21 protein-coding genes are annotated in these 15,383 nt (G+C 35.6%); 16 read left to right on the top strand and 5 right to left on the bottom strand.

From position 1 onward, the window contains the following. The first annotated feature begins 148 nt into the window (after positions 1–148). From ACIQXI_RS07395 to ACIQXI_RS07385, 3 genes are all read left to right on the top strand, one after another. Positions 149–706, top strand: a complete 558-nt coding sequence (locus ACIQXI_RS07395; RefSeq protein WP_402923058.1) for an NUDIX hydrolase — start codon at positions 149–151, stop codon at positions 704–706. A 3-nt stretch (positions 707–709) separates the two neighbouring features. Beyond that, positions 710–1,186, top strand: a complete 477-nt coding sequence (locus tag ACIQXI_RS07390; protein WP_402923056.1) for a hypothetical protein — start codon at positions 710–712, stop codon at positions 1,184–1,186. Positions 1,187–1,248: 62 nt separating this feature from the next. Then, positions 1,249–1,692, top strand: a complete 444-nt coding sequence (locus ACIQXI_RS07385; RefSeq protein ID WP_402923054.1) for an NUDIX domain-containing protein — start codon at positions 1,249–1,251, stop codon at positions 1,690–1,692. Positions 1,693–1,768: 76 nt separating this feature from the next. On the opposite strand, the gene ACIQXI_RS07380 is transcribed toward ACIQXI_RS07385, so the two are convergent. Continuing rightward, positions 1,769–2,296 carry a hypothetical protein gene (locus ACIQXI_RS07380; protein ID WP_402923052.1) on the bottom strand — a complete coding sequence of 176 codons (528 nt, stop codon included), beginning with the start codon at positions 2,294–2,296 and terminating at the stop codon, positions 1,769–1,771. 326 nt (positions 2,297–2,622) lie between these two features. Between ACIQXI_RS07380 and ACIQXI_RS07375 the strand changes: the two genes are divergently transcribed. The 3 genes from ACIQXI_RS07375 to ACIQXI_RS07365 all read left to right on the top strand — a co-directional run bounded on the left by ACIQXI_RS07375 (position 2,623) and on the right by ACIQXI_RS07365 (position 3,473). After that, positions 2,623–2,841, top strand: a complete 219-nt coding sequence (locus tag ACIQXI_RS07375) for a hypothetical protein (protein ID WP_402923050.1) — start codon at positions 2,623–2,625, stop codon at positions 2,839–2,841. A gap of 59 nt (positions 2,842–2,900) precedes the next feature. After that, on the top strand, positions 2,901–3,167 hold the full coding sequence (locus tag ACIQXI_RS07370) for a hypothetical protein (RefSeq protein WP_402923048.1): 267 nt from the start codon (positions 2,901–2,903) through the stop codon (positions 3,165–3,167). Positions 3,168–3,233: 66 nt separating this feature from the next. After that, positions 3,234–3,473: a hypothetical protein gene (locus ACIQXI_RS07365; RefSeq protein WP_402923046.1), complete on the top strand. Its 240-nt coding sequence runs from the start codon at positions 3,234–3,236 to the stop codon at positions 3,471–3,473. A 153-nt stretch (positions 3,474–3,626) separates the two neighbouring features. On the opposite strand, the gene ACIQXI_RS07360 is transcribed toward ACIQXI_RS07365, so the two are convergent. Next, positions 3,627–4,055 carry a hypothetical protein gene (locus tag ACIQXI_RS07360; protein ID WP_402923044.1) on the bottom strand — a complete coding sequence of 143 codons (429 nt, stop codon included), beginning with the start codon at positions 4,053–4,055 and terminating at the stop codon, positions 3,627–3,629. A 165-nt stretch (positions 4,056–4,220) separates the two neighbouring features. Between ACIQXI_RS07360 and ACIQXI_RS07355 the strand changes: the two genes are divergently transcribed. The 4 genes from ACIQXI_RS07355 to ACIQXI_RS07340 all read left to right on the top strand — a co-directional run bounded on the left by ACIQXI_RS07355 (position 4,221) and on the right by ACIQXI_RS07340 (position 5,586). Continuing rightward, positions 4,221–4,436: a DUF1659 domain-containing protein gene (locus ACIQXI_RS07355; protein ID WP_402923042.1), complete on the top strand. Its 216-nt coding sequence runs from the start codon at positions 4,221–4,223 to the stop codon at positions 4,434–4,436. A gap of 28 nt (positions 4,437–4,464) precedes the next feature. Further along, positions 4,465–4,689 carry a DUF2922 domain-containing protein gene (locus ACIQXI_RS07350; RefSeq protein ID WP_402923040.1) on the top strand — a complete coding sequence of 75 codons (225 nt, stop codon included), beginning with the start codon at positions 4,465–4,467 and terminating at the stop codon, positions 4,687–4,689. A 63-nt stretch (positions 4,690–4,752) separates the two neighbouring features. Next, positions 4,753–4,875 carry a YvrJ family protein gene (locus tag ACIQXI_RS07345; protein WP_402923038.1) on the top strand — a complete coding sequence of 41 codons (123 nt, stop codon included), beginning with the start codon at positions 4,753–4,755 and terminating at the stop codon, positions 4,873–4,875. Positions 4,876–4,977: 102 nt separating this feature from the next. Then, positions 4,978–5,586: an SCO family protein gene (locus ACIQXI_RS07340; RefSeq protein WP_402923036.1), complete on the top strand. Its 609-nt coding sequence runs from the start codon at positions 4,978–4,980 to the stop codon at positions 5,584–5,586. A 54-nt stretch (positions 5,587–5,640) separates the two neighbouring features. Here ACIQXI_RS07340 and ACIQXI_RS07335 read toward each other — a convergent pair whose 3' ends face one another. Both ACIQXI_RS07335 and ACIQXI_RS07330 read right to left on the bottom strand, forming a co-directional pair. Next, a complete protein-coding gene (locus tag ACIQXI_RS07335) occupies positions 5,641–7,395 on the bottom strand; it encodes a sensor histidine kinase (RefSeq protein WP_402923034.1) in 1,755 nt (584 codons plus the stop codon). Continuing rightward, entirely contained in the window at positions 7,388–8,125 is a 738-nt protein-coding gene (locus ACIQXI_RS07330; protein ID WP_402923032.1) for a response regulator transcription factor, read from the bottom strand. The genes ACIQXI_RS07335 and ACIQXI_RS07330 overlap by 8 nt, the downstream gene beginning before the upstream one ends. A gap of 369 nt (positions 8,126–8,494) precedes the next feature. On the opposite strand from ACIQXI_RS07330, the gene ACIQXI_RS07325 reads away from it, so the two are divergent. The 4 genes from ACIQXI_RS07325 to ACIQXI_RS07310 all read left to right on the top strand — a co-directional run bounded on the left by ACIQXI_RS07325 (position 8,495) and on the right by ACIQXI_RS07310 (position 11,404). Then, complete coding sequence (locus ACIQXI_RS07325; RefSeq protein ID WP_402925701.1) at positions 8,495–9,253, top strand: amino acid ABC transporter ATP-binding protein; 759 nt, start codon at positions 8,495–8,497, stop codon at positions 9,251–9,253. After that, positions 9,234–10,043 (top strand): transporter substrate-binding domain-containing protein, encoded by an 810-nt coding sequence (locus ACIQXI_RS07320; protein WP_402923030.1) that lies wholly within the window; start codon positions 9,234–9,236, stop codon positions 10,041–10,043. Before ACIQXI_RS07325 ends, ACIQXI_RS07320 begins: the two co-directional genes overlap by 20 nt. A gap of 61 nt (positions 10,044–10,104) precedes the next feature. Next, complete coding sequence (locus ACIQXI_RS07315; protein ID WP_402923029.1) at positions 10,105–10,755, top strand: amino acid ABC transporter permease; 651 nt, start codon at positions 10,105–10,107, stop codon at positions 10,753–10,755. Between the two features lie 118 nt (positions 10,756–10,873). Then, positions 10,874–11,404: a DUF1572 family protein gene (locus tag ACIQXI_RS07310; RefSeq protein WP_402923027.1), complete on the top strand. Its 531-nt coding sequence runs from the start codon at positions 10,874–10,876 to the stop codon at positions 11,402–11,404. Positions 11,405–11,639: 235 nt separating this feature from the next. On the opposite strand, the gene ACIQXI_RS07305 is transcribed toward ACIQXI_RS07310, so the two are convergent. Beyond that, a complete protein-coding gene (locus ACIQXI_RS07305; protein ID WP_402923025.1) occupies positions 11,640–13,034 on the bottom strand; it encodes an alanine/glycine:cation symporter family protein in 1,395 nt (464 codons plus the stop codon). Between the two features lie 352 nt (positions 13,035–13,386). Here ACIQXI_RS07305 and ACIQXI_RS07300 point away from each other — a divergent pair, with 352 nt between their 5' ends. Beyond that, positions 13,387–14,076 (top strand): aspartate/glutamate racemase family protein, encoded by a 690-nt coding sequence (locus ACIQXI_RS07300; protein WP_402923023.1) that lies wholly within the window; start codon positions 13,387–13,389, stop codon positions 14,074–14,076. A 15-nt stretch (positions 14,077–14,091) separates the two neighbouring features. Continuing rightward, entirely contained in the window at positions 14,092–15,147 is a 1,056-nt protein-coding gene (locus ACIQXI_RS07295) for a DmpA family aminopeptidase (protein WP_402923021.1), read from the top strand. Positions 15,148–15,383: the final 236 nt, after the last annotated feature.

Raw genomic sequence — 15,383 nt, 5'->3', positions numbered from 1 at the left:
TTTATTTTAGTGCTTACAGAATTAGCATTACCAATCAATAATCTGATATAATGGAAAAAATATGGTATTTTATTATTTGTACTACGAATAGTTTTTAAAAATATTTGCGCATCAATGCTTTGAAAATAATAAACTTAGGTGGAGAGCAATGGATAAATGGAAAAGATTGAAATCTGACTATATTCATAAAAGTCCATTCGGCAATATTCGAAAAGATTGTTGCCAGCTTCCGAATGGTCTATTCATTGATGATTACGTTGTCCATGAATATGCGAATTGGGTAAATGCAATTGTTATTACCCAAGACAATCAGCTAGTGCTTGTCGAACAATATCGTTATGCTGGAGAATGTTTTTTCTTAGAAGTACCCGCGGGTAAAATAGAAGATAATGAATCGGCTGAAGAAGGGTTACTGAGAGAAGTAAAAGAAGAGACGGGGTACACATCGTTAAAAAAACCTATTTTTTTAGGTGAATTGATGGTAAACCCTGCAACACAAACGAATAAAATAAAAACATTTCTCATTTTGGAAGCATTTCAAGCATATGAACAAAGCCTAGATGATACTGAAGAGATAACCGTTAAATTATATGATTTTAATGATTTTGGGAAACAGATTATGAGCAAGACAATTCAAACACAGCTATTTACAGCTCATGCATATTTTATGGCAAAATATTATATTGAAGAAAATGTAAGGAGCTAACAAATGACATTATATTCTGTACTAGTAGCAGATAGTGAATTACAAACAATTGATTGTACAGGAATTAAAGAAATGACAATTAGGGAATTGAAAATATTATATCCCATTACTAATGATACACCCATACAACATTGGCATTCGATGGATGATGATGTACGTATTATTCATGCGCCAGATGAAGCCGCTTTTGCACAGTTGGTTATATTCGAATGGCAAGAGCCACCTTATGATTTAGAGCTTTATCATAAAAAACCATATGTATATGGCATTGGCGGTAATTGGGGTCCCCAATTTTTAGATGATTTTTTAATCTATTTGAAGCAACATATTAAACCAGAGCACAACGTTGAGTTAATACGTTTTTGGGCTGGAGAAGCCGAGCGAAGACTAAAAAGACGAAGTATACATATTGAAGAAATTGAATTGCATCACCTTGAAAAGTTAGAGAAAGAACAATATATACGTGTCGCTTTGATTTAGAAATTATGCACAAGTAAATAACGTTCATTGGAAAATAGGGATCAGAAAGCGTAGTGATTTAAATGATACGAACGGCTGTCGGAGCCATTGTCTTTCATGGAAATAAATTTTTAATTGTCCAAAAAACCTCAATCAATACTTTAAAAGGTAGACAGAATATTAATGGAGAGTGGGATTTTATAAAAGGAGGGGTAGAAGAAAGAGATATGGATATAAACGCTGCCCTCTTACGTGAATTACAAGAAGAAACGGGTTCGAAAATGTATGAAATTGTCCAAGCATTCCCAAATAAGATTTGCTTTGATTTTTCTGCTGAAAGAAAAGTACAGATCGGCTACACGTCACAAGAGACAACGATGTTCCTTGTAGAGTTTTTAGGTGATATCCAATCACTTAGTCCAAATGATAGTGAAATAAGTACAATCAAATGGGTTGATAAAGACGATGTAGTTGGAAGACTGACACATCAAGATACGAAGGATTATTTTATAAAGTATATTATGTGAAGAAAAGAAATAATCCCTGCTTTCAATCGAAAGGAGGGATTTGCTCGTAGGCAGATGTGCCAAAATCACTTTACAGTTAATTTGTTGGTTCTGCTGTTTCAATTTTAATCGTAGTACTTGGAGTAGCATCTTCATGAGAAAAAGTTATTGTATAATCAATTTTTTTATTCGTATCGATTTTGCGTATAGATGTTGTTACGGCACCATTACCAACATAGGTTAAATTGCTGCTATCGTCGATTTCATATGTTTTTACACCTTCTATGTCATTGACAGCAAAGCAAATTTCTCGACTGATGTTATCGTAAATAAAAGCCAAATTGCTACTATTATTATTTTCTTTATCGTAAAAAGAAATAACCGCCTTTAGCTTAGGTAGGGCATTATCTTTAACGAGGACAACATCAGAAATTTCATAGTTGAGGTAGCCGTTGTCTTTTCGGAACGTTGCAATGGCAAGTTCTTTCGTATAGTCATTGTCAAGAGCTGGTTGATGCTTTAATAAGGGCTCTGGATATGGAAAATTATTTTGTTCTTCTTCTGAACAGCCAGCTAAGCATATAATAACTAATAACAAGAACGTAAAAAATAAAGAATGTTTCACACGCTTCTTCCCTTCTGCTCAAGTTTTAGGACAGCGATGTGGAGAGAAAATGGACATGAAAAGTGAGCTACACGTCGCGTCGTTTGAAAATATCGTTCAATCCATTATTTGTATTTTGCTAAGTCGTCTTATCATTGTAATTAAAGTTTGCAAAGGTTTCCTAAAAAATGAAGTTCTGCATTTGCATTGTACCATAAATAGGAAGATTTTTTAATTACTATATAAAAGGCTATGTTAGTTTTACTGACAAGTTTGGGCTAAAATATGAGCTGAAGAATATCGGTCATCCGAAAGCACTTCGTACAGTAGGTAGGATATTTAGGGAAATGGTAGAGAAGCGTGACAAGTTACTAAAAGAAGAATTAGAGGTTTATGGGCAAAAAGAACAGGGAAATGTTTGCTCATTATGTAACGGTAATTTAAAATACTGTGATAATTTTGATACGTATTTTTGCCCTCCATGTAATTGTTGGACTGAACCAAAATACCATGATCCTCATTGCCCATATTGTCGGAATCGACCAGAAACACCAATGCCTCGTTAATGTAAATAAGAACAAGAATAATTGTTATATGGAATGTCAATCAAAAGGGGAAGATAGATTTGGTTTTTTTTAATAAAGAAGATGTTTATATTGGATACTCAATGGAGGAATTATCAAAAGTTAGAGCAGCCTTAATTAGAGAAGGAATCAAATATAGCTATAAAGTAGTGGACCCTTCAGGACAAGGGCTGGGATTTGGTACGAAAAGAGGAAACTATGGCAGTTTCGGCCTGAATAGCAATTACGAAAAGCAATATATTGTTTCGGTTAAGAAAAAAGATGCGGAGAGCGCAAAATATTTTGTTGATAATGCTTTGCGTTCATAATTTTATATGTTACTAAGGTGTAGTGGAAGAACTAAGTGTTATATGGAAGAAACGGAGTAGAATCAATTGGGCTATTATGAATATAAGGTTAAATGGTGTGTAGTTTGTGATCAAGGCTGGGTAGAAATAGTGAAAGAGGAATTGAATAGTAAATTGTTACTGCAATGTTCTGAATGCTTCTCACAATGGGAGGGCATGAATGAATTATTAAATGGCCTTTTTAAGGAAGAGGAAGTTATCGTCATAGAGCCTAATTATGATGATATAGAAAAACAAGGTTGGCAAATGTACATTATGGAATCTTAAACACAAGGTTCCTTTCTATAACTGTGACATAAAAATAGTTATAAGAAGTAAAATATTAATTATCAATAAAAGTAAAACTGTAAATACCACAGCAGGTAAGCCTTAAGAGCCAATTTTTCTTAAGGCTTTTACTGTACCATTTTCCATTTATTTTTAACTAGCAATTGCTTTTATCCAAGATTTCCTATGTTCAAAATATCTTCGAAAAGCTTCTTCTGCGGTAATTAGCCCCATTTCAAATTGTAATAAATCTTTTTTTAAATCAATTTCTATGTGCTCTAATTTTAGTTGTTGTTGAGGTAAGGTGATACGTTGTTGGAAATAGGGTAATGTGTCAAAAAGCATGTCCGCAATTTGTGCGAAAATTAGGATTAGTGCCCATATTTGTCCATTACCATTTGCTCTTAGCCAAGCTCCAATCGCTGAAATGGAGGCAAAAGCTACGATAACTTTTAACCAGAGAGTAATGCGCATGGCTCTTTTACTTTTCGTTTTAACTTCCTCAATTAACTTTTTCATTTCATCCCAAGTTTCTTGATACATTTTAATAATGTCTATATTGGTTAGCTTTTTCTCCGACACGAAAAATACCCCTTTTTAGCTAAGATGTGCTAAATGAAAGTAATTATGCATTTCGAGCAGAAAAATTTTAAAATACTTTTTTGCTATATTATAAATAAATTTTTTAAAGCATGTCCCCCTAAATGACAGACCGACGTATATATTGTGCAGAAAGGGGGTGTTACAATGGCAAAGACACAATTTTTAGGTGCAACACTACGCTTAAAGTATAAGGCAGGACATAATGAAAAAAATGAGCCGAAGTTTGCAATCAAAACTTACCGTCATGTAAACGATACGCATACGGCAACGGCATTACTAACGGTAGCAAGAGCGATTGCGAGTCTTTCATCACAGCCACTGGACAGTATAATGAAGCAAGAGACAACAGAATTATCATAATTACAGAAAAAGAAAGGGGTCGATAAAGATGGCAAAAGTATTGGAATTACTATTTGAAACTGAGACAGGAAAAACGGCTTCCATTGCAATTGATGCACCGAAGCCAAATGTTACATCTTCTGATATTCAACAAGCGATGCAAACCATTATTACGAGTAATGTATTTGGTGGACAAGCTGGCGCTTTCGTAGGCATAAAGGGTGCACGAATTATTGATCGTCAAGTTTCACACTTTGAAGTGGGTATGAATTAATGTATGTAATGGTCTTTGCGCAAAATCGCAAAGACCATTTAAATGTTGAAAGGAGGGGCAAGTATGGAGCAATGGCTAATGATGTTATCCGATATAGGCTTTCCTATCCTTATCTCATTTTATTTATTGCATAGAGTGGAAGAAAAATTAGATGCGATTCATGATGTCCTCGTCTCACTTAAATGAAAATGATTTCACAAAGATGTACGAAAGCTGTCACGACAAGTAGTTGTCAACGCTTACATCATTGGATAAGATGAGGGTAATGTTGGTAGGGAGTGTGTTGAGATGAAAAATAAAGGTTTTGTGTTGTTGATATTATTGGCGTTAGTGACAGTACTGAGTGCATGTGGTAATGTGAAATTTAAAGCGGATTATAATTATGGAATTCAGGATTTTGAGCATGTTAATCAACGCGGGGAAAATGTTTCACTTGAAAGTTTAAAAGGTAAGCCGTGGTTAGGCATGTATATTTTCACCAATTGTACGTCCGTTTGTCCGCCAATGACCTTTAATATGGCTCAAGTCCAAGAAAAATTAAAGAACAAAGGGATAGAGGATTATAACATCGTTGCATTTTCAGTGGATCCTGAAGTTGATACACCGGAAGTGCTAGCGGATTATTTAGCACGATACACAGTGCCTGATGAATCAAAATGGAATCTCCTGACGGGCTATTCCCAATCATATATTGAGGACTTTGCTGTTAAATCAACAAAACTACTCGTTAAAGATGATCCGAATTCCAATCAAGTCATCCATGGTGTTCAATTTTTCTTAGTCGATAAAGATGGTATCCTAGTCAAACAATATGATGGTTATGCGCAGGATGCAACTGACGTACCAATTGATACAATTGTTGCGGATTTAGAAACCTATATCGATGAAAACTTATAAGGATAAAGCTAGTGCTCTACTAATAGAACACTAGCTTTTTTGTTTAGATAAGGTTTAAAGGGGAATTTGCATTTTAATGACTGTACCCCAGCCTTTTTTACTTAAAATAGTGAGACCTCCATGATCACCAAAGGCAACGAGCAATCGTTTATGGGTGTTACTTAAACCAATATGGTTGTATTGTTCGTTTTGTTGAAGTTGATTTCGTACCTTTTGCAGCTGTTGACGTTCCATTCCTTGTCCATTATCGATGACCACTAATGTCATTAAATTGCCGTGAACAGTCATTTTTATTTTAATGAGACAAAGTTGCTTATTTTGTTTTCCATGCTGCAGGGCATTTTCAATTAATGGTTGAATGGTCAGCTTCTTCACGTTGAACGGCATAATATTATCGTCATATTCCCAAATGACCTCAAATTGATTTTGATGACGGGCTTTCAGAATATCAATATAGTGCTTCGTATATTTTATTTCCTCCATTATCGGTACCATACTCGATTCATCATCTAATGAATAGCGTAGTATAGTCGCTAAATTTTCAATCATATCATTTAATTCATTTGGTTTCCCAGTTAACGAAATAGCGCGCCAGTTTAATGTTTCCAATGTGTTAAATAAGAAATGCGGATTCAGTTGGGATTGCAGAGCGGCTAACTCTAGTGTTTGCTCTTTATATTTTTTCTCAGCTAATTTTCTTTTTAATGTATTTTGTTCGGTAAAATTTAGTAACACGTTATGTGTAATGAAACTATAGACGTCATTCACTGGAATCGAGATTTCTGGTAAGACACCACCCTGTTCAGCCGATTGAAAAATGGCTAGTATTTTTCGCATATGAACCGTTGCTTTTCTCGTTACCCAGTAGGCATAAATCACACTACCAATAATGCAAATCGCAGAAAGAAATAAGACAAGTTGCAGCAGTTTTTTTGGTACTTGGTAAAGACTCGTTTTCGGATTGATAGATAAAAATGTCCAATCATATTTGGCTGACTCCATTTTCGAAATAACATAAGGTTTATCGTCGATGGTCATATTAAAAAATGTATTTGGATTAGATGTCAGTCTTTGAATGGTACGGTTAGCGAGCGCATAATTTTGTTCATTAAAAATGATATTATTTTTATTGTCCACAATGACTAAATTACGTCCAACTGTCGTCGATAAAGAAGCAAGTTGCTGCTGGATATAGTCGGCTTTAATATTTAACACAAGCACACCATTATTTTTAGGAATTGTTCGATACATCGTAATAATATTTAAAGGCGTATCCAATTGATTATTCGTCATACGTTTAATTGTTCTTGATTCAGCCCAAGTCTCCTCATAACCGAGATGTGTGACAAAGCTATGATACCAATTAAAATCGAGCGTATTTCTTAGCTCCAGTAATCCTGTAGTGGTGGTCGATAAATATTTACCGGAGTCATTGTTAACGTAAATGTATATCGATTGGATATACTCTCTCGCTTCTTTTGGCGCATCAATAAAATTTTTAAATGTTACAAGGTCCTTATAATCCTGATGGCTAAGGGTTGGTTTATCCATGAGTTGTTGCAAGTTGTCAAATTGGTTTGTACTAGAAATAATATAGCTGTTTAACGAATCGAGCTCATAAAAAATAAGCTCGATATTTTCTTTTGTTTGTGTTAAAAGATCCGTATTGCGATCAATGATGTCCTGTAGTACATATTGTTGAATTAAAAAAATGGATAATGCGCCTAAGACAATTAGTGGTATAAGCATGGGAATTAATAAACTAATGACGTTTTTAAAAAAATAGGTGCGTATATAATGATTAGTCAATGTGCAAGCCACACTCCTCGTTGCGATATTCACGAGGTGTTTTACCGTAATATTTACGGAATGTTCGCGTGAAATTTTTAGCATTGCTATAACCAGTTAATTCACTGATTTCGTAAATTTTATAGTCAGGGTTTTTTAATAATAATGCGGCTTTTTCCATTTTGACTTCAACAACAAAATCAGAAAAGTTGCGTCCTGTTTTTTCTTTGAAATATTTACTAATGTAGACCGGGTTTAAATGAACGAGCTGGGATGCACCTTCTAGAGAAGCTTGCTGATAATGCTCGTTAACATAACTAAATATCGTGTCAATGACTTTATCATGATTAAAGTCCGATTTATAGGTTACATATTTTTCATCAAGCTGTTTTTTAATCTTTGTAAAAACTGTGACAAGCTCACTGTATTTTGTTGGTTTAGTTATATAGTTTTTCACGCCATATTGAATGGCTTGCTGTGCATAGTCAAAATCTTTATGGCCACTTAAAAATACGACCTGGACCGGTGATTTTTGTTCATCGAGCTGTTTGGCAATTTCAATTCCTGTTAGCTCAGGCATCCGAATATCGGTAAGTAACACGTCAACATGATGAAGATGAATAAAAGCTAAAGCCTCTATACCATTTTCAACAACTCCAACGTTTTCAAAGCCAATCTCTTCCCATGGAAAGTAGCTACTTAAGCCATTACGAATTTCAAACTCATCGTCAGCAATTAATAATTTATACACGTCTATCATCACCTTTGAATAATTAGAAATATTATAATAATTACTTTTCATCATACTCCATTTACAAAGTTTATGAAGGCTAAATGTTGAAATTTGATACTTTAAATAAAGGGAAGTACCTAACATATTAAATAAAGATACTTTTTTGTCTAATTAAAGCCCTTTTTTCAACAATAGTATTACTGTTTAATTAATAGTGTATTAATTATTTATTAATTTAGTAATTTCAGATAATTGATATGGTAATCAATGTGCAAGGGGATTATGGATTGAGGGGGAGTTTCTAAGTTAATAGAATATACGTCAACACATAAATGCAATAGTTTAAGATGAGAACAGATTTAAGTGGTTGTAGGAAGGATGACAGCAATGATTCAAGTGAATAATTTAAAAAAATCCTTTGGCTCCTTACAAGTTTTAAAAGGAGTAGATTTACAAGTACAGCAGGGGGACGTTGTTGTATTAGTCGGAGCTAGTGGTTCAGGAAAGAGCACTTTATTACGATGTTTAAACTTTTTAGAGTTCTATGATGAAGGTCAAATAATGATTGAAGGGTTGGCTGTAGACGCTAGTAACACAGATTTAAATAAAATTCGGGCTGAAGTAGGAATGGTGTTTCAGCATTTTAATCTTTTTCCTCACCGGACAGTACTAGAAAATATTATCGAAGCACCAATCTTTGTGAAAAAACAGTCAAAAGATCAAGCAACTGCCTATGCTTATGATTTACTTGAAAAAGTAGGACTTCGTGATAAAGCAGCCATGTTTCCTGATAGTTTATCGGGCGGTCAAAAGCAACGAGTAGCGATTGCCCGTGCATTAGCAATGGAGCCGAAAGTCATGTTATTTGATGAACCAACCTCTGCACTAGATCCAGAGTTAGTGGGGGAAGTATTACAAGTGATGAAGCAGCTTGCCAATGATGGTATGACGATGGTTATTGTCACGCATGAAATGGGTTTTGCACGTGAAGTAGGGAATCATATCGTCTTTTTGGAAGGTGGACAAATTTTAGAGGAAGGTCATCCGGACACGTTCTTTGAGCATCCTCAAAATGAGCGAACAAAACAATTTCTAAACAGAATCTTACACATGGGAGGTAATAAACATGAAACGAATCAAGCTTAAGGCACTATTAGCAACTTTAACATTAGGGGTAGGATTATTAGTAGGCTGTAGCTCTAATGATAAGCCAACAAAAGCCTCCTCTTCAGACTCTGAACAACAGGAATTTGTCTATGCGATGAGTGGCATTTATAAGCCATTTAACTATAAGGAGAATGGTAAGTTAGTAGGATTTGACGTAGAGCTTGGCGAAGCGTTAGCAGAAAAAATGGACATGAAACCTGTGCCAATGACTTTCCCATTTGAATCCATTATTCAAGGTCTTTTAGATGATAAGTTTGATGCGATTTTAGGCAGTATGACAGTTACCGAAGAACGCTTAAAAGTAGTTAGTTTCACAGATACTTACTATCGTTCTGGTTCTCAATTATTTGTAGCAGAAAATAATACGGAAATTAAATCTGGTGAAGATGCGAAGGGCAAAATTATTGGTGCTGTACCTGCCACAAATTATGAATCCGATGCATTAAAATTAACAGCAAAAGAAAATGTTATTACGTATCCACAAGGAGATGTTGCAGCACTAATGGACATTAAAACAGGTCGTTTAGATGCTGTTGTGGCAGACAATATTTTTGCACAGCTTGCGATTGATGAAGCGAAAATACCTGTCAAAGCTGTTGGCGATTTATTAGCAGTGAATGAACAGGCTATTGCAGTGAATAAAGAGAATGTGGAATTAAAAGAAAAGTTAAATAAAGCGTTAGCACAACTTATTGAGGACGGAACATATGCAAAAATAAGTGAAAAATGGTTTGGCTTTAACTTAATGGACGAGAAAGTGAATAAATAAGTAATGGAGGAAATAAACCTCTGATACTTTACAACAACGATGACACAGAGTGGGTGAATAAATGATAGAGATTTTTCAATCAAATTATAAAATGCTTTTTGATGCACTATGGGTAACACTGTCAGTAACCGTTTGTTCATTAGTTTTAGGTAGTATTGTCGGGTTAGTCATTGCCTTTTTTAATATGTCAAAAATAAAAGTGCTTAATGCTTTTGCGGTAGTTTATTTAGCGATTATTCGGGGGACGCCAATGATCGTTCAAATATTTATTTTGTATTTTGGGATTTCTTCATTCCTAACACTTCCTTCTTTTTGGGCAGGTGTGCTAGCATTGGCTGTCCATAATGGTGCGTATATTTCAGAAATTTTCCGTGGTGCTATTCAGTCGATTGATCGTGGCCAGATGGAAGCAGCACGTTCGTTAGGGATGTCACAGTCGTTGGGGATGCGTCGCGTAGTTTTACCTCAAGCGTTAAGAAGAGCAATACCGCCGCTAGGCAATCAATTTATTATATTATTGAAAGAATCCGCGCTTGTTGCTTATATTGGCATGTCGGATTTATGGAGCACAACTTTAGCCATAGCTGGTGCAAATTATCGACCGTTAGAAACATATATGGTAACAGGTGCCTTTTATTTAGTCCTTGTTTTAGCATTTACGTTTATATTCAATAGAATGGAAAAGCGTTTAAATTTACAGACGCGTCATTAAGGGGAAACTGTAGCAACGTTTTGTTTGCTACAGTTTTCTTGAGCTTAAACATAATTATGTTAGAATTGTATGAGAATTGTGTGTGTGCCTGTCACTAACAAAATGAGGGGGTTGTACTATGAGTTTGGGTGAAATTTATTTGAACGTTGTACAAGAAAGATTTAAATTGGTTAAAGCTGATGGCGATAAAACGCTTGCGCAATTAGACATCGCACAATTGCATTGGGCTTTCAATGAGGAGTCGAATAGTATTGCCGTTATTGTCAAACACGTTAGTGGCAATATGCTTTCTAGATGGACTGACTTTTTAACATCGGACGGTGAGAAAGAGACAAGAAATCGTGATGATGAATTTAATGACAGTATTGCTTCCAAAGAAGAATTAATGGCCATATGGGAAAAGGGGTGGGGTGTATTTTTTAACACATTAAATGGTCTTACAGAAGTAGATTTATTAAAGAATGTAACAATAAGAGGGCAGCAACATTCTGTGATAGATGCCATTGAAAGACAGATGGCGCATTATTCCTCACATGTTGGGCAAATGGCCTATATAGGGAAGCAAATAAAAGGAGACGCCTGGAAAACTTTGAGTATTCCACGAGGGCAGTCACAAGCGTATACAGACGCAATGATAGAAAAAGGATAAAGACTTCACACTTCAGAAAGCATGCAGTGGAATGCAAGTACGCATATATCCGACCATTATTATCACAAAAATCCACTGCGCTTCCTACTCCGCACACCGTTAGTCGCAACTCGCGTTTAGCGCGAATAGTTGGACTAACATAATGTGCGATTAAGCAGAAGCTAAGTGGATTTTAGAAGATATTTAAAATGTAGTTAAATATCTGAATGTTTAAAATTGATTGCGTGCCAGGCACTCAGCGTTCATCGTCCCAGCAATCTGTATTTTTTAATCCTGGGATAGATTTTGCATAAAATACTGGGTTTTTTCCAGTTTTACGTTGCGCCGTAAAATCATCTAATACTCGGAAGGCTATTTTACCAAGTATCATAATAACTGTAATATTAATAAGCGCCATTAATCCCATAAATAGATCGGCTAAGTTCCATACAAGTTGCACTTGCGCTACTGAACCGAACATTACCATAGCAAGTACTAATAGTCGGTAAACCGTCATCCAGCTTTTGTGTGCATTGATAAATTCAATATTCGATTCACCGTAATAATAATTACCAATAACAGAACTGAAAGCGAAGAAGATAATACTAATCGCAATGAAATAAGGAGCCCAGTCGCCAACATGTACCGCTAATGAATTTTGCGTTAAGACGATACCATTACTTTCACCTGTTTCATATAAGCCAGCCAAAATAATGATAAAAGCCGTAGCTGAACAAATCAAAATAGTATCAAAAAATACGCCTAAACTTTGTACAAGGCCTTGTTTAGCAGGGTGCGACGTATTGGCTGTCGCAGCCGCATTTGGTACACTCCCCATGCCGGCTTCGTTTGAAAATAGACCTCGACGAACACCTTGCATAATAGCTATTCCAATTGCCCCACCAGCCGCTTCTCGTAGTCCAAGTGCTTGAGAGAAAATCAGCGAGAATACTGCCGGAATTTCTCCTAAATTCGTAACAATTACATAAAGTGCAACGAGTAAATAAAATACGGCCATTACAGGTACAATTACTTGTGTAAATTTAACAATTCTATGTACGCCACCGAAAATAATCATAGCCGTTAACACAACTAATAGAATACCGATTACATAAGGTTTAATATGAAATGCTTCACCTACAGAAGTTGCAATTGTATTGGATTGTACAGCATTAAAAATAAAACCAAAGCTTAGTGTTAATAAAATACTAAAAACGATTCCTAATTTGCGTTGTCCTAAAGCCTTTTCAATATAATAGGCAGGACCACCACGGAATGTATCACCGTCTTTAACTTTATAAACTTGAGCAAGTGTACTTTCGATAAATGCTGTAGCCATCCCAAGGATTGCTATAATCCACATCCAAAATACTGCGCCTGGTCCACCAACACCAATAGCAAGTGCAACACCTGTAATATTACCAGTGCCTACACGTGACGCTGCGCTAATCGTAAATGCTTGGAACGGAGAGACACCTGATTCGCCATCTCTTTTTTCAGCTATTAAACGGAACATTTCTGGGAAAAGACGTATTTGTACAAACTTAGAGCCGAATGAAAAATATAATCCAGCTGCTAGTAAAAGAATGATTAAAAGATACGTCCATAAAATATTATTTGTATTATCTACAATATTCGATATCCATTCCATTTCTATTCCTCCTTTTTTTCCATAAGTTTTAGTCTACACTTTTTTTAAAGTAAATATCAAATTTTTAAAAATTCATAATAATAAAATGATATTATCGTGGGGGATTTTTTTATTTTGCGAATATTCAAACGATGGTATGATAGCAAGGAATGGTGATGTTGTAAAACTACACCGTTACAACTTAGTATTGATGTTGGTTTTTCTTTTATACCTCTACATAGTAGAGATGAAACGATAATTTATAAAAATATTGTGGTCTTTTTACCTCTATTTTAATAGAAAATTAAGATAATTTCACGAAAGACCATTATATTTAATAAATAAACATTAAATGGGAAAGTGAGCTGATGATATGAAGACGATAGGATTTATTGGTGGTATGAGCTGGGAGTCTTCTGCCTTGTATTACCGACTTATCAATGAAAAAGTAAAGCAACAATTGGGAGGTCTCCATTCTGCAAAATGCATTCTATTTAGTGTTGATTTTCAAGAAATAGAACATTATCAAGCGAACGGACAATGGCAACATGCAGGGCAAATCTTAGGTGATGCGGCATTGTCTTTACAAAAAGCGGGAGCTGATTTCATTGTTATATGTACAAATACCATGCATAAAGTTATTGATTTAATTGAAGCAAAAATTTCAATTCCAGTTTTACATATTGCTGATGCAACAGCCACGCAAATTCAACAGGCTGGTATAGAAACGATTGCATTGCTAGGTACAAAATATACGATGGAGCAAGATTTTTATAAAAAGCGAATCGAACACTTAGGCATTGACGTCATCGTACCAAACGAGGAAGAACGAACAGCTGTCAATCGTATTATTTATGAGGAATTATGTTTAGGAAAGATAGAAGCGGCTTCCAAAGAACGCTATTTACAAGTCATTGAAAACCTTGTGAATGCTGGTGCCCAAGGTATTATTCTTGGCTGTACGGAGATTGGTTTATTAATCAAGCAAGAAGATGTGCCAATTCCTGTTTTCGACACAACCGTTATACATGCATTGGCGGCTGTAGAGAAGTCACTAGCATAATGAAGGGGCGATAATATGACAAAAAAAGTGCGGGATATGGGCATGACAATTGGCATGCTACCTGTCGGAGAAAAAAATTGTATTACTGATGTAAATGGAGTGCAGGTAGGACATGTTACGCTCGATGAAAAGATAAATGAAGATGGGGCATATGCCTGTACTGGGGTAACGGCCATTTTACCGCATGGTAATAATTTATTTCAAGAAAAAGTAACGGGTGCTAGTTATGTACTAAATGGTTTTGGCAAAACAACAGGCCTTGTGCAAGTAAATGAGCTAGGCATCATTGAATCCCCGATTATGCTTACAAATACGTTTGGCGTTCCTGCTGTAACACAAGGAACGTTGCAATATATGTTAGATAGCAATATCGAAATTGGGGATACGACAGGCACGATAAATCTTGTTGTTGGTGAATGTAATGATAGTTATTTAAATTCGATTCGAGCATGTCCTGTCACACCACAGCACGCCATAGAGGCGATTAGTAATGCCACTGATAATACTGCGCAAGAAGGAGCAGTAGGGGCAGGAAAAGGGATGGTTTGTTTTGGCTATAAAGGCGGGATTGGCTCATCGTCGCGCATCGTAACTATAGCGCATGCAGAAATCCACTATACTGTTGGCTGTCTAGTATTAACTAATTTTGGCCAGCGTACGGAGTTTTTTACGGAGCGTTTTCAAGTTGAAAGCTCCGAAAATGAATCTGTCGTCTCTCCTACCGACGGTTCTATTATCATTGTGCTGGCGACAGATGCGCCGCTCAGTAGTCGCCAACTTAGACGTGTAATTAAACGATGTGGTATAGGGCTAGGACGTTCTGGTAGTCATTTTTCTCATGGAAGTGGTGACATTGTAATTGGTTTTTCGACTGCACATCGTATTACACATCATTCAGACAGCTATATAGAGACACGTTACCAACTACGTGAGGATCATCCAATCATGAATCAACTTTTTACAGCGGCTGCGGAAGCAACTGAGGAAGCAATCCTCAATTCACTTTCACAAGCACGTACAACAACAGGTCGAGATGGCCATGTAGTAGAAGCCTATAATTTTCATAGATAAACGAAAAGCTATTGAGCATAATGGTGCTTCAATAGCTTTTTTTACTAATGTTTTACACTACTATTACCTCTTCCTTGCAATCTTCCATTGTGTTCATCCAACATTTTACAACCTTTAAAGTAAAATATCGGGAAATTCCTTTAAAAAAATAATTATTTCGACCGTATATATTAAATTTTGAGCTATCGAACTGTTATTTGTATGATTTTCAGATAATTACTATTATTTTGTAATTA

This window comes from Lysinibacillus sp. NPDC097195 (genome assembly GCF_044762075.1).
Taxonomy (GTDB): Bacteria; Bacillota; Bacilli; order Bacillales_A; family Planococcaceae; genus Lysinibacillus.
The sequence above is the reverse complement of the archived record's forward strand: the minus strand, read 5'-3'. Positions and strand labels throughout refer to the sequence as shown.